This is a genomic window from Cupriavidus sp. FW305-27 (assembly GCF_058787995.1).
Genome location: NZ_JBYTAG010000009.1, coordinates 86,593 through 105,240 on the forward strand (window position 1 = coordinate 86,593; position 18,648 = coordinate 105,240).

General features: G+C 68.3%; 15 protein-coding genes. 8 read left to right on the plus strand and 7 right to left on the minus strand.

The features are described 5' to 3' along the window. Positions 1-96: 96 nt before the first annotated feature. The 4 genes from AC3WRI_RS06465 to AC3WRI_RS06480 all read right to left on the minus strand — a co-directional run bounded on the left by AC3WRI_RS06465 (position 97) and on the right by AC3WRI_RS06480 (position 6,457). Positions 97-3,213, minus strand: a complete 3,117-nt coding sequence (locus AC3WRI_RS06465) for an efflux RND transporter permease subunit (RefSeq protein ID WP_010810334.1) — start codon at positions 3,211-3,213, stop codon at positions 97-99. Between the two features lie 6 nt (positions 3,214-3,219). After that, on the minus strand, positions 3,220-4,380 hold the full coding sequence (locus tag AC3WRI_RS06470; protein WP_058696508.1) for an efflux RND transporter periplasmic adaptor subunit: 1,161 nt from the start codon (positions 4,378-4,380) through the stop codon (positions 3,220-3,222). Positions 4,381-4,382: 2 nt separating this feature from the next. Then, entirely contained in the window at positions 4,383-5,837 is a 1,455-nt protein-coding gene (locus AC3WRI_RS06475; RefSeq protein WP_492292878.1) for a TolC family protein, read from the minus strand. Between the two features lie 215 nt (positions 5,838-6,052). Then, positions 6,053-6,457, minus strand: a complete 405-nt coding sequence (locus AC3WRI_RS06480; protein ID WP_010810337.1) for a hypothetical protein — start codon at positions 6,455-6,457, stop codon at positions 6,053-6,055. A 156-nt stretch (positions 6,458-6,613) separates the two neighbouring features. Here AC3WRI_RS06480 and AC3WRI_RS06485 point away from each other — a divergent pair, with 156 nt between their 5' ends. Further along, the gene (locus AC3WRI_RS06485) at positions 6,614-6,844 is read left to right on the plus strand and encodes an antitoxin (protein ID WP_037023349.1); all 231 of its coding nucleotides are present in this window, start codon (positions 6,614-6,616) and stop codon (positions 6,842-6,844) included. Next, complete coding sequence (locus AC3WRI_RS06490; protein ID WP_011617512.1) at positions 6,837-7,196, plus strand: type II toxin-antitoxin system PemK/MazF family toxin; 360 nt, start codon at positions 6,837-6,839, stop codon at positions 7,194-7,196. Before AC3WRI_RS06485 ends, AC3WRI_RS06490 begins: the two co-directional genes overlap by 8 nt. Positions 7,197-7,335: 139 nt before the next feature. Here AC3WRI_RS06490 and AC3WRI_RS06495 read toward each other — a convergent pair whose 3' ends face one another. The 3 genes from AC3WRI_RS06495 to AC3WRI_RS06505 all read right to left on the minus strand — a co-directional run bounded on the left by AC3WRI_RS06495 (position 7,336) and on the right by AC3WRI_RS06505 (position 10,897). Then, positions 7,336-8,958: a rhodanese-related sulfurtransferase gene (locus AC3WRI_RS06495; protein ID WP_492292880.1), complete on the minus strand. Its 1,623-nt coding sequence runs from the start codon at positions 8,956-8,958 to the stop codon at positions 7,336-7,338. After that, positions 8,955-9,572 carry a cysteine dioxygenase family protein gene (locus AC3WRI_RS06500; protein ID WP_454749679.1) on the minus strand — a complete coding sequence of 206 codons (618 nt, stop codon included), beginning with the start codon at positions 9,570-9,572 and terminating at the stop codon, positions 8,955-8,957. The genes AC3WRI_RS06495 and AC3WRI_RS06500 overlap by 4 nt, the downstream gene beginning before the upstream one ends. 113 nt (positions 9,573-9,685) lie before the next feature. Then, positions 9,686-10,897, minus strand: a complete 1,212-nt coding sequence (locus tag AC3WRI_RS06505; RefSeq protein ID WP_011617514.1) for an acyl-CoA dehydrogenase family protein — start codon at positions 10,895-10,897, stop codon at positions 9,686-9,688. Positions 10,898-11,125: 228 nt separating this feature from the next. Between AC3WRI_RS06505 and AC3WRI_RS06510 the strand changes: the two genes are divergently transcribed. The 6 genes from AC3WRI_RS06510 (at position 11,126) to xsc (ending at position 18,593) form a co-directional block, all read left to right on the plus strand. Then, positions 11,126-12,223, plus strand: coding sequence for an LLM class flavin-dependent oxidoreductase (locus tag AC3WRI_RS06510; protein WP_492292882.1), 1,098 nt, complete (start codon positions 11,126-11,128; stop codon positions 12,221-12,223). Between the two features lie 41 nt (positions 12,224-12,264). Then, positions 12,265-13,281 carry an ABC transporter substrate-binding protein gene (locus tag AC3WRI_RS06515; protein WP_010810346.1) on the plus strand — a complete coding sequence of 339 codons (1,017 nt, stop codon included), beginning with the start codon at positions 12,265-12,267 and terminating at the stop codon, positions 13,279-13,281. A gap of 4 nt (positions 13,282-13,285) precedes the next feature. Next, positions 13,286-14,344 (plus strand): ABC transporter permease, encoded by a 1,059-nt coding sequence (locus tag AC3WRI_RS06520; protein WP_010810347.1) that lies wholly within the window; start codon positions 13,286-13,288, stop codon positions 14,342-14,344. Then, positions 14,338-15,216 carry an ABC transporter ATP-binding protein gene (locus AC3WRI_RS06525; protein WP_492292884.1) on the plus strand — a complete coding sequence of 293 codons (879 nt, stop codon included), beginning with the start codon at positions 14,338-14,340 and terminating at the stop codon, positions 15,214-15,216. The genes AC3WRI_RS06520 and AC3WRI_RS06525 overlap by 7 nt, the downstream gene beginning before the upstream one ends. A 31-nt stretch (positions 15,217-15,247) precedes the next feature. Then, positions 15,248-16,423, plus strand: a complete 1,176-nt coding sequence (locus tag AC3WRI_RS06530; RefSeq protein ID WP_492292886.1) for a c-type cytochrome — start codon at positions 15,248-15,250, stop codon at positions 16,421-16,423. A gap of 403 nt (positions 16,424-16,826) precedes the next feature. Continuing rightward, entirely contained in the window at positions 16,827-18,593 is a 1,767-nt protein-coding gene (gene xsc / locus AC3WRI_RS06535; protein WP_037023447.1) for a sulfoacetaldehyde acetyltransferase, read from the plus strand. Positions 18,594-18,648 lie beyond the last annotated feature (55 nt).

Below are 18,648 nucleotides of genomic sequence, written 5' to 3' on the forward strand. Positions count from 1 at the left end.
GGCAAGCGCGCAGGGTTCTGAATGACCACTTGCGTGCTCCCTCTCCCGCTTGCGGGAGAGGGAGCAAACCAGCGGGACTTGAAGGTCTGTGCTGCCTTACACCGGCACATCCCTGGTCGGATCCGGCTTGCGATCGTCAAACCAGCGATACAGCGTAGGCACCATCACCAGCGTCAGCAGCGTCGACGTAATCAGCCCGCCGATCACCACCACCGCCAGCGGACGCTGCACTTCCGAGCCCGGCCCCGTCGAGAACAGGAACGGCACCAGGCCCAGCATCGCAATGGTCGCGGTCATCATCACCGGGCGGAAACGCTGGGTCGCGCCCTGCACCACCGCTTCATCGAGCGACAAACCCGAGTCGCGCAGCGTGCGGATATACGACACCAGCACCACCCCGTTCAGCACCGCCATGCCCCACAGCGCGATAAAGCCCACCGAGGCCGGCACCGACAGGTATTCGCCGGTGACGAACAGCCCGATGATGCCGCCGATGGAGGCAAACGGCAGCACCGTGATGATCAGCGTGGCAAAGCGCAGCGAGTTGAACAGCAGGAACAGCAGGAAGAAGATCGCGGCGATGGTCACCGGCACGATGATCTTCAGGTGGCCCATGGCGCGTTCCATGTTCTGGAACTGGCCGCCCCACTCCAGGTAGTAGCCTTCGGGCAACTTCACCTTGGCGTCGGTGGCCTGCTGCAGCTCGGCCACGAAGCCGCCGAGGTCGCGGTCCTTCACGTTGATCATCACCACCACGCGGCGCTTGGCCATTTCGCGGCTGATCTGGGCCGGACCGTCGTTGACCTCGATCTTGGCCACGCTCTGCAGCGGCACCTGGGTGCCGTTGGGGGTGGACACCAGCAGCTGGCGGATGGCCTGCTCGTTGTTGCGGAACTCCTCCGGCAGGCGCACCGCCGCGGCAAAGCGGCGCTCGCCTTCGAAGATGTCCGTGGCACGCTTGCCGCCGATGGCAATCTCGATCACGTCATGGATGTCGGACACGTTCAGCCCGTAGCGCGCAATCGCCTGGCGGTCGATCTCGATCGACAGGTACTGCTGCCCCGACACGCGCTCGATGCGGATATCCTGCGAGCCCTGGATGCCGCCGGCCACGCGCGAAATCTCGCCCGCCAGCTCGCGCAGCTTGTCCAGGTCGTCGCCGAACACCTTCACCGCCACGTCAGAACGCACGCCGCTGACCATTTCGTCGACACGGTCCGAGATCGGCTGCGCCATCACGATCTGCACGCCGGGAATGGCCTTGAGCTTTTCGCGGATGGCGTTGGCGATATCGTCCTGGGTCCAGCCGTCGGGCCACTCGCCGCGGTCCTTAAGGCTGGCGATCGGAGTCGACTCGTTCTGGCCCTGCGGGTCGGCCGGACTTTCGCCGCGGCCCACGCCGGACACCACCGACTTCACGCCCGGCACGCTCAGCACCAGCTTGTTGGCTTCCTTCTCCAGCTTGATCGACTCTTCCAGCGAGATGTTGGGCACGCGGTCGAGCGCGGGCACGATCGAGCCTTCCTTCATCTCCGGAATGAACGAGGTGCCCAGCAGCGGCACGATCGCCACCGTGGCAACGAAGGCCGCCACCGCGCAGATCACCGTCTTGCGGCTGTTGCCCAGCGCCCAGTGCAGCAGGCGCAGGTAGTGGCGCTTCATGAAGGCGATCACATGCGTGTCGTGCTCGGCGCCGCCCTTGAGCAGGTACGACGACAGCACCGGCGACAGCGTCAGCGAGAGGAACAGCGAGATCGCCAGCGCGATCGAGATGGTGAACGCCAGCGGCGCGAACATCTTGCCTTCCATGCCCGACAGCGTCATCAGCGGCAGGAACACCAGGATGATGATGCCCACGCCCACGATCACCGGCGTGGCCACCTCCTGCACGGCCTTGACCAGGATCTCGGTCTTGGTGAGGCCCGGCTCCTTGTGGCCGAGCCGCTCGAACGCGTTCTCGACCACCACCACCGAGCCGTCCACCATCAGGCCGATGGCGATGGCCAGCCCCCCCAGCGACATCAGGTTGGCCGACAGGCCCACCTCGTTCATCACCATGAAGGTCAGCAAGGGCGTCAATACCAGCGTGGCCAGCACGATCACCGACGAGCGCACGTCGCCCAGGAACAGGAACAGCACGATCACCACCAGCACCACGCCTTCCAGCAGCACCTTGGTCACGGTCCACAGTGCGGAGTCGACCAGTTCGCTGCGGTCGTAGTACGGCACGATCTGCAGCTTGCCCGGCAGCATGCCGCGCTCGTTGATCTCGGCCACGCGCGCCTTCACGCGGCTGACCACCTCCTTGGCATTGCCGCCGCGCATCATCATGACGATGCCGCCGACCGCCTCGGTCTGGCCGTTCTTGACCAGCGCGCCCTGGCGCACCTCATGCCCGATGGTGACGTTGGCCACGTCGCGCAGGTACACCGGCGTGCCGTTGATCTCCTTGAGCACGATGCTGCCCAGGTCATCCACGCCGCGGGCCAGGCCCACGCCGCGGATCAGGTACTGCTCGGCATAATGCGGCAGCACGCCGCCGCCGGAGTTGGCGTTGTTGCGCGCCAGCGCCTCATACACCTGCTGGGTCGAGATCTGGTAGTGGCGCATGCGTTCCGGGTTGACCAGCGCCTGGTACTGGCGCACGTAGCCGCCCTGCGAGTTGATCTCGGCCACGCCCGGAATCGAGCGCAGCAGCGGGCGCACCACCCAGTCCTGGGCGATGCGGCGCTCGGCCAGCTCTTCCTGCGTCAGTTCGCGGTTGCCGTCGTCGGCACGGTCCAGCGTGTACTGGTAGACCTCGCCCAGGCCGGTGGAAACCGGGCCCAGCACCGGCGACACGCCTTCCGGCATGCGCCCGCCCACTTCGATCAGGCGCTCCATCACCAGCTGGCGGGCAAAGTACACGTCAGTGGCGTCGGTAAACACCAGCGTGATCAGCGACAGGCCCGCCTTGTTCAGCGAGCGCATCTCTTCCAGGCCGGGCAGGCCGGTCATGGCCATTTCCACCGGCACGGTGACAAAACGCTCGACTTCCTCGGGCGAGCGGCCCGCGGCTTCGGTGGCGATCTGCACCTGCACGTTGGTGACATCGGGGAAAGCATCCACCGACAGCTTGGTGGCAGCGCGCAGGCCGAAGAAGAACAGCACCACGGCAATCACGCACACCACCAGCCGCTGCTTGATGGCGGCTTCGACTAGGGATTTCATCATGGCCGATTACCCTTGCTCGAGGCGCTTGCGCTCGTTGTCGAGATGGAAGGCACCATCGACCACGATGCGGTCGCCGGCCTTCACACCGTTCTGCACCACGCGCATGCCGTCGCTCTCGGCGCCCAGCTTGACCTTGGTGAGGCGGTACTTGTTGCCCGGCATCTCGACATAGACCAGCTCGTCGTTGCCGTCGCGAACCACCGAGGCGGCCGGGATCACCAGCTGGTCGACCGGCTTGCCGGCGATCAGCATGCTGGCCAGCATGGCAGGCTTGAGGCGGCCTTCGCGGTTCTCCAGCTCGGTGCGGACCAGCACCGTGCGCGACTGCGGGTTGACCGTGCGGCCGACGTAGATCAGCTTGCCGGTGATGCTCTTGCTGCCCGCACCGTTGCCAAGCGAAGGCACCTCGATGTCGACGCTCTGCCCTTCGGCCACCTGGGCGGCCTGCTGCTCGGGTACCTCGGCCACCACCCACACGCGCGACAGGTCGGCCACGGTGTAGAGCGCATCGGCCGGCTGCACCACCTGTCCTTGCGCCACGTTGCGCTCGACCACGGTGCCGCTGATGCTGGAAAACACCGGCGAATGCGAGTTGATGCTGCCGCTCCTGGCCAGCTCGGCGATCGATGCCTGCGACATGCCCAGCACGCGCAACTGGTCGCGGTAGGCGCGCATCTCGGCCGAGGCAATCGCCAGTTCGCTCTCGCGGCGCTGCAGCTCGCCGCGGCCGATCACGTCGGCGGCAAACAGCTGGCGCGCGCGCTCGGCGTTGCGCCCCTGCAGCTCGGTCTGGGCCTCGCTCTTCAGGAAGGCCATCTGCGCCGCGCCCAGCTCGCTGCTGTGCAGGCGCGCCAGCACCTGGCCGGCCTTCACTTCCTGGCCCAGGGTGGCATAGAGGTCGGTCACGCGGCCGGTCACGCTGGCGCCGATGCGGGCCACGCGTTGCTCGTCGAAGTCGACGCGGCCGGCCACGCGCAGCATCTCGCTGAACGGGGAAGTAGCCACCGGCGCCACCTTCAGCCCCTTCTGCAGGTTGCCCTCGGGCTGGATCACGCCCGGCGGCAGCTTGGGCGCTTCGGCGACGGGCTCAGGTTTGTCGGAGCAGGCCGCCAGGCTGAACGTCAGGACGGCAGCGGCCGTCAGAGAAAGCAGGAAATTGGGGCGCATGGTTATTTCTGTTCGATGGTGGAGGTCGGCTGCAGGCCCGGCGCTGCGGTAGCGCCCGGGGCGGTCGACATGAGCTTTTCGATCTGGATGGCGGCCACCTGGAGGTCGTACTGGGCGGCAATCAGGTCATTGCGCGCGCCGCGCAGCACGCGCTGGGCATCGAGGTAGTCCAGGATGCCGCGCTCGCCGAAGCGGTAGGCGGACTCGGCCACGCCCAGCGCCGACTCGGCCTCGCGCACGATGCCGGACTCGAGCGCCGTCACCTGGGCCTGGTTGATCTCGTACTGGCGGTAGGCGGCTTCCAGCTCCTGCGTCAGCTCGAACTCGCGCGCTTCCAGGGCGCTGCGCGCCTGCGTGGCCTGCGCCGTGGCCTCGCCCACCGGGCCGCTGCGGCGGTCCCACAGCGGGATGGTCAGGACCAGCCCGATCTGCGAGACGTTGTTGTCAGGCTGGCGGTCGGTGCTGGCGCGCACCGCCACCTCGGGCCAGCGCAGCGACTTCTGGTAGTTCACGCCCAGCTGCGCGCGCTCCAGCTCCATGCGGCGCTGGACCAGCTCGGCATTGCTGGCGGTCAAGGTGTCGCGCAGCACCGGCAGCGGCGGCACGTCGGGCGACTGGCCCAGGGTGCCGGCCAGCGCAAACTGGCCCGGCATGGCACCGCCCACCTGCTGGCGCAGCGCTGCCTTGGCCTGGTTGACACGCAGCCCGGCAGTCTGCTGGCTCTTCTGCGAGGCCAGCAGTTCGGTCTCGGCCTTGATCAGTTCATAGCGCGGCGCCTCGCCCACCTCCACGCGCAGGCGCGCCCGCGAATGGATCTGGCGCATCATCGCCAGGTCTTCCTCGGCGGCATGCAGCTCGCTCTCGCGGCGCAGCACGTCGTAGTAGGCAGTCTTCACGCGGGCGGCCAGGTCGGCCCGGAAGCCTTGCCGCATGGCCTGCGACGACTCCAGCCCGCGGGTGGCCATGGCCTCGCGCAGGCTGCGCTGGTGCGGGTAGTCCAGCTTCTGCACCACGGCGTAGCTGGGCGCATTGCCGCTGGTCACGCCCGGCTGCTTGCCGGACAAGCGGCCGTACATCACTTCCACCTGCGGGTTGGGATAGGCACGTGCACTGCTGATTGCCGCGCTGGCGGCATCGACACCGGCCTCGGCGGCGGCCACGCCCTTGTTGGTGGACTGGGCCAGCTCGAGCAGTTGGGGCAGCGAGTAGGCGGGTCCCGCCTGGGCGCCGGCCGCTGCGGCGGATGCGGGCTTCGGCACCGCCGCAGCCGCCAGGATGGCGGAGCCCGGCATGGGTGCGGCAGCAGGTTTGGTCAGGGGCGCGGGGGCGGCTGGCGCGGCACCGGCCGCGTCCGTTGGCTTCGGGGACACCCCGCCTTGTGCGCCGGCATGGGCCGGTGCAGCGGCGAGCGCGATCAGCGAAAGCGACGCGATCAGGGTCAGCTTGGTTGTTGTCATGAGTCGGGAAAGCAAGCAATACGGCTGCCTGTCGCCATGCTGCCGCCCGCCCCGGGCGAGCGGTCGCTTGGACGCGATCACGGCAGGACGCACAACGGCAGCGGCTTGCCCGCGCGGTCAGGCAACAGGCAGGCTGGCGATATCAGGCAAGGGGGCGCGGCCCGCGGCACGGAGGCGGCATGCTGCAGCGCGTGCGGTGCGGGCGCAGGAAACGCTCAGGCGCGGGAAATGGGTGGCCGGAAGAAGGCCGAAGGCGGCGGCTCGGCGCGGCCAGGCGGATGCTGGGCGACATCGCCGGAGGGCAGCAGCAGCTTCACTGGCGGCAAGGCAATCAGGGCACTGGATTCCTCGATCTCGTCGAGCAGGTCGAGGGGGTCAAGCAGGTCCGCCGACCAGATATTGCAATACCCGGGGGGCGGGTCGTCGCAGATATCGTCGTCATGCAAGCCGTCGTCGCCGGGCACGATGATGCGGCCCAGGTCGTCGACAGGCTGTGCCGCCGCCAGGTCCACCAGGTCAACGCTGGCCTGCGCCTGCAGCGCCGCGCGCGCGTCCGCCACTGCTCCGAAGGAGAGCAGCGACAGGCACATGGCAGTCAGCAGCAGGAACAACAGTCGCATTGAATCGGGGGCATTGACGGCATCCGCCGGCCGTCCCCAGTCGGGGGCGTGGCCGGCAGGATGCTGCAGGACAGCATTGTAACTGAACGATTACGATTGACAGGGAATCGTTACGTTCGTTCCCTTGCTGTAGAGAGATCGGGCGCCTGAAAGGGCTTGCAAGGAACGACCTTGTCCTTCCGCGCCGGCGAAGAACTGGCCGACCAGACTCGCGCGCTGGCAAAGGCATCGGGACAAAAAACCTCCGACTACATCCGCGACGCCGTGCGCGAGAAGAACGAACGGGAAATGGCCTCCCGTATCGCCGTGCTTTCCCGCAAGCTCTCGGCAAAGCACCTGGCCGCCAGCGAGGAAATGGACGCATCGGCCGGAGACGGGCTTGACTGAGCTGAAACGCGGGCAGATCTGGGAGGTCGACCTCAACCCACAGACCCATCGGGAAGAGCCGGCCAAGCGCAACCGGCCGGCGCTGGTCATCCAGACGGATTTGCTCAACGACGCCGGCCACCCGACCACGATCATCGTGCCGGGCACATCACAAATCGAGCGCGAGGATTGCTTTCCGTTGCGGGTCGCGCTGGGCAAGCTGCCTGGCCTGGCCTATGAGACGGACCTGCTGATCGATCAGGTCCGAGCGGTGTCCAATCGCCGGTTCATCGGCGGCCGGCCGGTCGCGAGATTGGGGACTGATTACATGAGTAAAGTGGAGGAGGCATTGCGACTCCTCCTTAAGCTTTGAGCTCCCTTTCGCCTCTGCACCACTGCATATCATGCAGTGACAGTGCATGATATGCAGCGATGGATGGGGAGGCAGCCATGCACAACTGGCTGCAAGAGCACTACCCGGGCATGCTCAAAACATAACCTGCCACCGCGCCCTACGCCACCCTGAACCCATGCGTCCCGTCGCGCTCCAGTTGCGCGATCAGGCCGAACTCCCAGTCCAGGTAGCCCTGCATCGCCTCGCGCGGGTTGTCAGTGCCCTCATACGGCCGGCGGTAGCGGTCAGTGCGTTCCGAGGCCAGGCGCGTTTCCCCGCTTTCCAGCGGCAGCCCCGCTGCAATCCACGCCTGGGTGCCGCCTTCCAGCACCAGCACTTCCGCATCCGTCAGGCGCTGCAGGTCGGCCGCGGCAAAGCGCGCCAGCAGGCTCGATTCGCAGGTGAGCACGTAGCGCCTGGGCTGCGGGATGCGCGGCAGCGCGTCCGCAAGCTGCGCGCGAATGACGAAGTAGGCGCCGGGAATATGGCGCTTGACGTAGTTGGCGCTGGTGGTGAAGTCGAGGACAGCGGTGCTGCCATCGCCTGCGTCAATCCATTTGGCCAGTTCGGCTGCAGTGACGGTCGATACCGGCGCTGACGCCGGCACCGGTGCGCTGACCGCGCCGGTTTCGCTACGTTCCGCCGCTGTCGCCGGTTCCACCACCCAGACGTCCCAGCCCATCTGCGCCAGCCATGAGCCGGTCATGCTGGCGCGCACGTCGTCATCATCCGCCAGCACGATGCGCGCACCGCGCACCGGAGCGGAATGATCGGTCTCCTGCACCAGCTGGCCGCCCGGCGCGTTGACAAAGCCCGGCAGGTGGCTGTCTGCGAATTCCTCAGGCGTGCGCACGTCGAAGCGGTACACAGTGCGCCCGGGCTGCTGCAGCGTTTCGATCTGGGCCTGCGCAATGCGGCGAACGCCGGCCCGGTCGGCGATCTCGCGCGCGCCACGGCGGGCACTGTCGCGGTTGGCATCGCTGACCGCGGCGGGCGCGCGGCGGCTGGCGCCATGGTCCAGTTGCTGGCCAGCCAGGGTCCAGCCGATGGTGCCGTTGCGCAGCGCCGCCACCGGGTTGGGAATGCCCGCGTTGACCAGCGACTGGGTGCCGATGATGCTGCGCGTGCGCCCGGCGCAGTTGACGATCACACGCGTGTTCGGATCGGGCGCCAGCTCGCGCACGCGCAGCACCAGTTCGGCGCCCGGCACGCTGGTCGCCGTGGGAATGCTCATGGTCTGGTACTCGTCGAAGCGGCGCGCATCGACGATCACCACATCGGCCTTGGTGTCGATCAATGCCTGCACTTCCTCGGCGGCAAGCGACGGCGTGTGGCGCCTGGCTTCGACGACTTCGCCGAACGACTTGCTCGGCACGTTGACGTCGCGGAACACCTCGCCGCCGCCGTCGATCCAGGCGCGCAGTCCGCCTTCCAGCAGATGCACGCGCGTATAGCCCAGCTCGCGCAGCACGGCCGCGGCGCGCGGCGCCAGGTCGGTGCCAGCGTATTCGCCGTAGACGACGATCAGCGTGTCGCGGCGCGGGATACGCGCCCACGCTTCGATCTCAAGCTTCGACAGCGGGAAGTTGGCCGCCCACAGCGGGTGTTCCTGCGCGAAGGGGTCTTCCTCGCGCACATCGATCAGTGCGATTTCGTCGTGGTTGAGCAGGGCCTTGCGCACGTCCTCGGGCGAATAGGTCGGGAAAACCGATGCAGCTTGCGTAGCAGTAATCTTGGTCATGACTGGGCAACTTCGCGGGAGCGGTCCCACAGGTTGGGCAGGGTCTGGTTGGAATAGCCGGAGATAAAGGGCTTGCGCGTGCCATCCTCGGCATAGACCGAACGGCGCACCGCGCCGATATTGGCGCCGTAGACGTGGATGCTGACCGAGACGCGGTCGTCATGCACGTTGTTGACACGGTGGATATCGCCGACCGTGGGCGACACGGCCTCGACCTGCCCGGGCAGCAGGCGCACGGCGTCGCCATGCGGCACGGGCCGGCCGCCGGCGTCGAGCACGAATGGCTGCGAGTCTTCCGCGCCGCGCAGCATGCCGATCAGGCCCCATACGGTGTGGTCGTGGATGGGCGTGCGCTGGCCCGGTCCCCAGACAAAGCTGACGACCGAGAAGCGTTCGGCGGAATCGCAATGCAGCAGGTGCTGCTGGTAGTACTCGGGATGCGGCTGGGCCCAGGCATCGGGCAGCCAGTTGTCGCGCGCAACCAGCCTTGCCAGCAGCGCCCCGCCTTCGCGCAGGATGCGGGGCTCGTCCGGCTGCTGGTCCAGCAGCGCGGCCAGGCCGGTGATGAAGTCGCGCAGCGGCGCGAGCGGGTTGGGGGTGGGGGTGCTGCCCATGGGAATGACTCCGGAGTGTCTCGTTCTGGTTTGCCGGCGCGGCGGGCGCCTGCGCTGCGGCCCTCCGCGGGGCGGTGCTGCTGCAAACATAGCACGGCCAGGCAGGCCCGCGCTTACAGGCCAAGCTGCGCCCGCCCGGCGGCGACCAGGATGGAATCGTTCTGCGGCGTATGGATGCGGCTGCACAGCACGTCGCGGTAGTGGCGCTCCAGCGGGTTGTTCCGGCTCAAGCCGTGGTTGCCGGAGAGCTGCAGTGCCAGTTCCACCGCGCGGATCGCATTGCCGGTCACCGTGTACTTGAGCAGCCCGCTGTCGGCCGGCGTGGGCGCCTCGCCCGCGTCGGTGCGCGCGGCGGCATCGTCCAGCAACACCTGATTGGCCCGCAGCAACGCGGCGATCTCGCCGATGGCTTCCTGAACGCGCGGCAGCGTGGCCAGCGGTGCGCCCAGGCTGCCGGGCGCGCGCTCGCGAACGAAATCGCCGATCCATGCGGCGGCAGCGCGTGCCACCGCGTCATAGAGGCTGCCCAGCAGCACGATCATCCAGCCCTGCTGGTCGGCGTTGGCGTCGATGTCGGCCTGGCTGGCACCGGTCGGCGCCCATGCTGACGGCGGACGGATATCGACCGCGTGGTCAGGCGGGATCCAGACGTTGTCGAGCACGGTCTCATGGCTGCCTGAAGCGCGCAGGCCAAGGTGGTTCCAGTTTTCGACGATGCGCACGCCCGCGATGGCGGCCGCCGGTCCGGGCACCAGGAACACGCCCACGCGCGGCTGAGGCTCATCGGTGCGCGCCCAGACCGCCAGCCAGCGCAGCGCCGGGATGCCGGTGCTGTACAGCTTGCGCCCGCTGATGCGCCAGCCGTCGGCCACGCGCGTGGCCACCGTGGCCGGCAGGCCGCCGCGTGCCGGCGATCCCAGTTCCGGTTCCACCCGCAGCGCGTTGATCAGCGCACCGTCCTGCACCGCACTGGCAAAGACCTGGTCGCGCACGGTCTGTGGCCAGTGCGAATCGGCGCGGGCGATCGCGCGGTGCTGCAGGTAGGTCATGGTCAGCACCAGCGCGGTTGCGGCATCGCCGCCCGCCACCGCGGCCACGATGCGGCGCGCCTGCGCCAGGCCTGCCCCGCCGCCGCCCTGCGCGTGCGGCACCACCTGCGCAACCAGGCCATTGGCGTGCAACTGCGCAAAGTTGTCGTGCGGAAAGCTGGCAGCGGCATCGTGCGCGCCGGCACTGGCGGCAAAGCGCGCGCAGAGCCCGGCCAGCACCTCGCCAAGGCGCGCTTCGCTGCTGGGCAGCCTGCGCAGGGTAGACGTTAATGACATGGAAAAAGACTCCGGGAAGGACAACGACGAGGCGCGCTGCCGGCGCGCGGCCCGCACCGAATGCCGCCTAGCGTAGCGCCGGCACCGCATTACGAAAACGACGCTTATTGAATATGGACCGTCGTTTTTATTCGTTAGCGAGCGCGCGCGCCTGTCGTACTTTCTGCCTCAGCCCAACACCATCCGGGCGGTCACGCTGCCGCCCTCACCGAATACAGGAGAACGCGCATGAGCGTCGATTTCATCGGCATGATCCAGAGCCAGAAGCAGTCCGAGATCCATCCGCCGTCAGGCCCGGTGATCGATCGCGACTATGTGCGCGCGTTTGCCCAGGCCCACGAGCAGGCCGGCTTCGACCGCATCCTGGTGCCGCACCATTCCACCGGCCCGTCGGCCACGCTGACCATCGCCTACGCGGCCAGCGTGACCGAGCGCATCCACTTCATGCTGGCGCACCGCCCCGGCTTTACCGCGCCGACGCTGGCCGCGCGCCAGATTGCCACGCTCGACCAGTTCAGCGGCGGCCGCCTCGGGGTGCACTTCATCTCGGGCGGCTCGGACAGCGAGCAGCAGCGCGACGGCGACTTCCTCGACCATGACCAGCGTTATGCGCGCACCGACGAGTACCTGCACATCCTGCGCCGCATCTGGACCGAGCCCGCGCCGTTCGACCACGAAGGCCGGTTCTACCGCTTTACCCAGGGCTTCTCGGAGGTCAAGCCCGCGCAGCAGCCGCATGTGCCGATCTATTTCGGCGGCGCCTCGGAAGCGGCGCTGGCCGTCGCCGGCAAGCATGCCGACGTCTACGCGCTGTGGGGCGAGTCGCTCGAGCAGGTGCGCGAGCTGACCGGCCGCGTGCGTGCCGAAGCCGCGCAGCACGGCCGCACGGTGCGCTTCTCGGTGTCGTTCCGCCCGGTGCTGGCCGAGACCGAAGAAAAAGCCTGGGCCCGCGCCGACAGCATCCTGGAGCACACCCGCGCCCTGCGCGTGCAGGCCGGCTACAGCCGCGGCGGCCCGCAACAGAGCGAAGGCGCACGGCGCCTGCTCGCTGCAGCCGACCAAGGCGACCGGGTCGACCAGCGCCTGTGGACCGCGATCGCGCGCGAGACCGGCGGGCGCTCCAACTCCACCGGGCTGATCGGCACGCCGGAGCAGGTGGCGCAGGCCCTGCTCGCGTACTACGAACTGGGCGTCACCACCTTCCTGATCCGCGGCTTCGATCCGCTGGAAGACGCCATCGACTATGGCCGCGAGCTGATCCCGCGCGTGCGCGAGCTGGTGGCGCAGCACGGCGCCGCGCAGCAGGCGGAGCGCAAGGCCGCCTGATGGCCTCGCCACACCACACAACGAAGACGGGGAGTCTCGCCATGAGCCAGGACAACAACAATCACGCCGACCCGCGCCGGCGCAGCGTGCTGCGGCTGGCCGGTGCCGCGGCCATCGCCGCGCCGTCGCTGATCCTGGGCCGACAGGCCTGGTCGGCGCCGCGCAAGCTGACCTTCGCGTGGAACCAGAACGCCTTCTGCCTGACGCCGATCGTGGTGGCGCAGGAGAAGGGCTTCTTCGAGAAGAACGGCCTGCAGGTCGACCTGATCAACTACAGCGGCTCGACCGACCAGTTGCTGGAATCGATCGCCACCGGCAAGGCCGATGCCGCGGTCGGCATGATCCACCGCTGGCTCAAGCCGCTGGAAGCCGGCTTCGACGTCAAGATCATCGGCAGCTCGCACGGCGGCTGCGTGCGGCTGGTGGGATCGAAAGCGGCGGGGGTCACCAGCCTGCAGCAGCTGAAGGGAAAGACAGTCGGCGTCAGCGACCTGGCGGCACCGGGCAAACACTTCTTCACCATCCTGCTGGCCAAGAACGGTATCGACCCGGACAAGGACATCACCTGGCGCCAGTACCCGGCCGACCTGCTGGGCGTGGCGGTGGACAAGGGCGAGATCCAGGCGATCGCCGACGGCGACCCCAACCTCTACCTGCTGGAAAAGCGCACCAACGGCGCCTACGTGGAACTGGCCACCAACCTCACCGGCGAGTACGCACGCAAGGTCTGCTGCGTGGTCGGCGCCCGCGGCGAACTGGTGCGCAACGACCGCCCCGCGGCCACGTCGCTGGCGCGCGCCATCGTGCAGGCCACCGACTATGTCAACGAGAACCCCAACGAGGCCGCCAGGGTCTTCGCCAGGTACTCGCCCAAGATCAATCCGGAAGACCTGCGCAAGCTCTACGCCACGCTGACCTATACCCACCACCCGACCGGCGTCGACCTGCGCGACGAGATCGCCTTCTACGCCGATGATTTCCGCCGCATCGGCGTGCTGAAGAAGACCACCGATGCCAAACGCCTGGCGCAGCACGTCTACGCCAATGTGCTGGGGTGATGCCATGACGACAAGCCAACCTGCATTCGACGCCGGGCTTGCGCGCAAGCCAGCCGCGGCCCCCGTGCCGCATGCCGCCGCAAGCGCGCGCGCGTCCGGCCCGGTCTGGGCCACCGGCATCCTCGCCGCGCTGGCGTGGGCCGCGTTCGGCGCGCTGACATGGCTGTGGCCCAACCAGGCGGTGGGCTTCAGCGACTGGGCCTATACGACAGAGCTGGGGATTGCGGCGCTGGCAGGCGCCGCGTTGCTGGCACTGGTTGCGCTGGCCGGCCAGCGGGTCCGGGCCGCGCAACGCGCGCTGGCCACGCTGCGCGCCGCCGGCCCGTGGCTGGTGGCGCTGCCCGTGGCCCTGGCCGCGTGGGAAATCCTGACCGCCAAGACCGCCATCCTGCCCACGCCCTTCTTCGCGCCGCCACAGGCGCTGATCGAGGTCTATGCCGACGACTGGCGGCGCCTCGGCGACAGCGCGCTGAACACGCTCAGGCTGCTCGGGCTGGGCGTGGCCTATGGCGGGCTGGCCGGCTTCCTGGTGGGCGTGTCGATCGGCTGGTCGCGCCGCATCGGCTACTGGGTGCATCCGGTGCTGCGCGTGCTGGGCCCGCTGCCGTCGACCGCGCTGCTGCCGCTGACCTTCTACTTCTTCCCGTCGAGCTATTCCGCCGCGGTGTTCCTGATCGCGCTGGCCACCGCCTTCCCGGTGGCGGTGCTGACCTGGTCAGGCGTGGCCGGCGTCAACAAGAGCTACTACGACGTGGCGCGCACCATGGGCGCCTCGGGCTGGTTCCTGGTGCTGCGCGTGGCGATCCCGGCGGCGCTGCCGCAGGTATTCGTCGGCCTGTTCATGGGTCTGGGCGCTTCGTTCTCGGTGCTGGTGACGGCGGAGATGATGGGCGTGAAGTCGGGCCTGGGCTGGTACCTGACGTGGGCGCAGGGCTGGGCTTCTTACGTCAATATGTATGCGGCGCTGATCGTGATGGCGCTGCTGTTCTCGGGCGTGATCACGCTGCTGTTCGTGGCGCGTGACCGGGTGCTGTCGTGGCAGAAGGGGACGGTGAAATGGTGAGTGTTGTTGAGCGGTTGAAAGCATCGAGACCCTACACGCACGTGAAGAAGACTCCCCTCTCCCGCACGCGGAAGAGGGGAGCTAACGCGGCGGCAGACGACACCGCGGAAGCCCAGACCGGTGCCCGCATCGACATCCATCAGGTCAGCCACTGGTTCGGCAGCGGCAGCGACGGGCTGCAGGTGCTGGACGACGTCGACCTGAGCGTCGCACCGGGCGAATTCGTCGCGCTGCTGGGGCCCAGCGGTTGCGGCAAGTCCACGCTGCTGCGGCTGGTGGCAGGGCTGGACCAGCCCTCCTCCGGCGAGATCCTGCAGGACGGCACCTCGATCGCCGAGCCTGACCCGTCGCGCATCGTGGTGTTCCAGGACCCCACGCTGTACCCGTGGCGGCGCGTTTGGGACAACGTCGCGCTGGGCTTGCAGGCACGCGGCGTGCTGGCAAGCCAGCGCCCGCGCGTGGATGATGCGTTGCGGCGCGTAGGGCTGGAGACCTTCGCCCGCGCCTTCCCGCACCAGCTCTCGGGCGGCATGGCGCAGCGCGTGGCGCTGGCGCGCGCGCTGGTCAACGATCCGCGCCTGCTGGTGCTGGACGAGCCGCTGGGCAAGCTGGATTCGCTGACGCGGCTGGCAATGCAGAGCGACTTGGTCGAACTGTGGCAACGCTCGCGCTTCTCGGCGCTGCTGGTCACGCACGACGTGGAGGAAGCGCTGTTCCTGGCGCAGCGCGTGATCATCTTCAGCCAGCGTCCGGCACGCATCGCGGCGGAGATCCGGGTCGACCTGCCCTACCCGCGCCATCGCGGCGATCCGCGGCTGACCGGGCTGCGGCACGAAGCGCTGCGCCACCTGGGGCTGGACGCGAGCTGGTAATGGCGTTGCGCTTCACCTCGCGGGCCGCCAGATGAACGGCCCGCCGCCGCAGGCATGGCTCAATGCACTGCTGGTTCTGATCGAGAAATTCCAGCTGGCCCTGTTGTCGCTATGGCATGCCCTTGGCCTGACCGGCGACAGCCACGGCCAGCCAGCCTGGCCGTGGGCACGGCGCGTGGCGGGCGAAACCCTGCTGATCGACCTGGGCCTCGCGCGCCAGGTCGGCCTGAGCCTGTGCGCCCTTGTCTTTGCCGTGCTGGCCATTGCCGCCGCGCTGGCCTGGCGACGCCATCGCGGCGTGCTGCTGGCCGCCGGTGCGCTCGCCCTGGTGGCGGCCCCCTGGCCCAGCGCAGCGCTGCTGTTGGTGCCGGCTGCGCCGACCAGCTTCCACGCCAGCCCTACCCGCTTCTCCGTCGATGCCATCGCGCTCGGCGCCCGGGTCTATGCGCAGCATTGCGCCAGCTGCCACGGCGCGGACGGGCGCGGAGAAGGGCCGCTGGCCGCCAGCCTGGCGCAGTGGCCGCCCACGCTGGTCAGCCCGCTGCTGGCGCGCCGCGTCGATGGCGAGCTGTTCTGGCATGTGCTGGCCGGCATGCGCGACCGTCACGGCCAGCCCACCATGCCGGCCTTCGGCAATGTGCTCGGCCTCCGCGAGGCCTGGGCTGTGATCGACTACATGAAAGCGCTGTCGGCCGGCGGTGGTGCCGAGGGCAACTGGCCGGTGCCGTTGCGGCTGCCGGAGATGGCAATCCGCTGCGCCGATGCCGCGCCGCTGGCGCTGTCGCAATGGCGCGGCGACCAGCGCGTGCGGCTGGTGGCGGTGGACGGGATGGCATCGTTGCCGTTCGAGGATCCCCGCTTCCTGACCGTGCTGGTCACGCCTGACGGGCAACCGCCGGCGCAGGTGCCGCGCTTCCGTGCCGGCTGCGCCGCGGTCTCCTCGCATGCCTGGCAGGCCGTGGCGGCAATCGCCGGGCAATCGCCTTCGCGCCTGGCCGGCACCCAGCTGCTGGCCGACCGCGGCGGCTGGCTGCGCGCCCGCGGCACTCCGGGGCGGCAATGGTCCGACGCAGACCTGGTCTGCGTCTCGGGACCGGACGCCGGCGCACAGCGCGCGCCTTCGCCCGCGGCTGACGGGCTGACTGCGCTGCTCCTGCGCATGGACGCCGAGCCGGTGCGCTTCGTCAAGGGCGGCTTCATTCACTGAACCGCCCCCAGGCCGGCACGCAGCCATCCGAGTGCCGCACGCCTGACCCTCCTCCCCCCTTGTTTCCGCCACCGCAGGTGAGCCCTCGCCCGCGGCGCACCTTCCGTCGCCGCTCTGGAACGGCCAACGGACCCCTATAAATGCCGTACGAGGCACTCAAAACCGCATCTTGTCTCAATTTTTCATCAATTTCATTCCGTAAATCAAAACTTCCTATTGACCAACCAAAGTCTTCCGCCTACATTTCCTCCAGCAAGCAATTTTCCGGAACGTCCTGTTCCACTTTATAAGACCCTCATCAGGAGACAACGCCATGCGCGACCTCGATACCACCTCGAATCCCGCCGTTTCCGGTGGCTCGGCCGCCGCGAAGGAGAGCCAGGTCCCGGCCGGCCCGCAGACCATGACCCCGTCGGAAGCCTTCGTTGAAACGCTGGCCGCCAATGGCGTGACCGACATGTTCGGCATCATGGGCTCGGCCTTCATGGATGCGATGGACATCTTCGCGCCGGCGGGCATCCGCCTGATCCCGGTGGTGCACGAACAAGGCGCCGGCCACATGGCCGACGGCTACGCCCGCGTGTCGGGCCGCCACGGTGTGGTGATCGGCCAGAACGGCCCCGGCATCTCCAACTGCGTGACCTCGATCGCCGCTGCCTACTGGGCCCACAGCCCGGTGGTGATCGTCACGCCCGAGGCCGGCACCATGGGCATCGGCCTGGGCGGCTTCCAGGAAGCCAACCAGCTGCCCATGTTCCAGGAGTTCACCAAGTACCAGGGCCACGTCACCAACCCGGCCCGCATGGCCGAGTTCACCGCCCGCTGCTTCGACCGCGCCACCGCGGAAATGGGCCCGACCCAGCTGAACATCCCGCGTGACCACTTCTACGGCAAGGTCAACGTCGAGATCCCGCAGCCGCGCCGCCTCGACCGCGGCCCCGGCGGCGAGCAGAGCCTGAACGAAGCGGCCGAGTTGCTGGCCAACGCCAAATTCCCGGTGATCATCTCGGGCGGCGGCGTGGTGATGGCCGATGCGATCGAAGAGTGCAAGGCCCTGGCCGAGCGCCTGGGCGCACCGGTGGTCAACAGCTACCTGCACAACGACTCGTTCCCGGCCAGCCACCCGCTGTGGTGCGGCCCGCTGGGCTACCAGGGTTCGAAGGCGGCGATGAAGCTGATCTCGCGCGCCGACGTGGTGATCGCGCTGGGCTCGCGCCTGGGGCCGTTCGGCACGCTGCCGCAGCACGGCATGGACTACTGGCCGAAGAACGCCAAGATCATCCAGATCGACGCCGACCACAAGATGCTGGGCCTGGTGAAGAAGATCTCGGTGGGCATCTGCGGCGACGCCAAGGCCGCCGCGGTCGCGCTGAGCCAGCGCCTGGCCGGCCGCACGCTGGCCTGCGACGCCAGCCGCGAGGCCCGCGCCACCGAAATCGCCAACGAAAAGGCCGCGTGGGAGAAGGAGCTGGACGACTGGACCCATGAGCGCGACCCGTACAGCCTGGACATGATCGAAGAGCAGAAGCAGGAGCGCACGCCCACCGGCGGCCACTACCTGCATCCGCGCCAGGTGCTGCGCGAGCTGGAAAAGGCCATGCCGGAAGATGTGATGGTGTCCACCGACATCGGCAACATCAACTCGGTGGCCAACAGCTACCTGCGCTTCGAGAAGCCGCGCAGCTTCTTCGCGGCGATGAGCTGGGGCAACTGCGGTTACGCCTTCCCGACCATCATCGGCGCCAAGGTCGCGGCACCGCACCGCCCGGCCGTGTCGTACGCCGGTGACGGCGCCTGGGGCATGAGCCTGATGGAAACCATGACCTGCGTGCGCCACAACATCCCGGTGACCGCGGTGGTGTTCCACAACCGCCAGTGGGGCGCGGAGAAGAAGAACCAGGTGGACTTCTACAACCGCCGCTTTGTGGCGGGCGAGCTGGACAACCAGAGCTTTGCCGGCATCGCCAAGGCGATGGGTGCGGAAGGCATCGTGGTGGATCGGCTGGAAGATGTCGGCCCGGCCCTGAAGCGCGCCATCGACCTGCAGATGAATCATGGCAAGACCACGATCATCGAGATCATGTGCACGCGTGAACTGGGCGACCCGTTCCGCCGCGATGCGCTGGCCAAGCCGGTGCGTTACCTGGACAAGTACAAGGACTACGTCTGATCGAAGTACTGCACACCGCCAGCTGACGGCGTGCTCCCTCTCCCGCTTGCGGGAG

Coding starts and splice junctions, on each gene's coding strand:
- AC3WRI_RS06505 (WP_011617514.1), bottom strand. CDS start 10,897: ATGTCATTAACGTCTACCCTGCGCAGGCTGCCCAGCAGCGAAGCGCGC.
- xsc (WP_037023447.1), top strand. CDS start 16,827: ATGACCCCGTCGGAAGCCTTCGTTGAAACGCTGGCCGCCAATGGCGTG.
- AC3WRI_RS06530 (WP_492292886.1), top strand. CDS start 15,248: ATGAACGGCCCGCCGCCGCAGGCATGGCTCAATGCACTGCTGGTTCTG.
- AC3WRI_RS06500 (WP_454749679.1), bottom strand. CDS start 9,572: ATGGGCAGCACCCCCACCCCCAACCCGCTCGCGCCGCTGCGCGACTTC.
- AC3WRI_RS06465 (WP_010810334.1), bottom strand. CDS start 3,213: ATGATGAAATCCCTAGTCGAAGCCGCCATCAAGCAGCGGCTGGTGGTG.
- AC3WRI_RS06480 (WP_010810337.1), bottom strand. CDS start 6,457: ATGCGACTGTTGTTCCTGCTGCTGACTGCCATGTGCCTGTCGCTGCTC.
- AC3WRI_RS06475 (WP_492292878.1), bottom strand. CDS start 5,837: ATGACAACAACCAAGCTGACCCTGATCGCGTCGCTTTCGCTGATCGCG.
- AC3WRI_RS06515 (WP_010810346.1), top strand. CDS start 12,265: ATGAGCCAGGACAACAACAATCACGCCGACCCGCGCCGGCGCAGCGTG.
- AC3WRI_RS06510 (WP_492292882.1), top strand. CDS start 11,126: ATGAGCGTCGATTTCATCGGCATGATCCAGAGCCAGAAGCAGTCCGAG.
- AC3WRI_RS06520 (WP_010810347.1), top strand. CDS start 13,286: ATGACGACAAGCCAACCTGCATTCGACGCCGGGCTTGCGCGCAAGCCA.
- AC3WRI_RS06525 (WP_492292884.1), top strand. CDS start 14,338: ATGGTGAGTGTTGTTGAGCGGTTGAAAGCATCGAGACCCTACACGCAC.
- AC3WRI_RS06470 (WP_058696508.1), bottom strand. CDS start 4,380: ATGCGCCCCAATTTCCTGCTTTCTCTGACGGCCGCTGCCGTCCTGACG.
- AC3WRI_RS06495 (WP_492292880.1), bottom strand. CDS start 8,958: ATGACCAAGATTACTGCTACGCAAGCTGCATCGGTTTTCCCGACCTAT.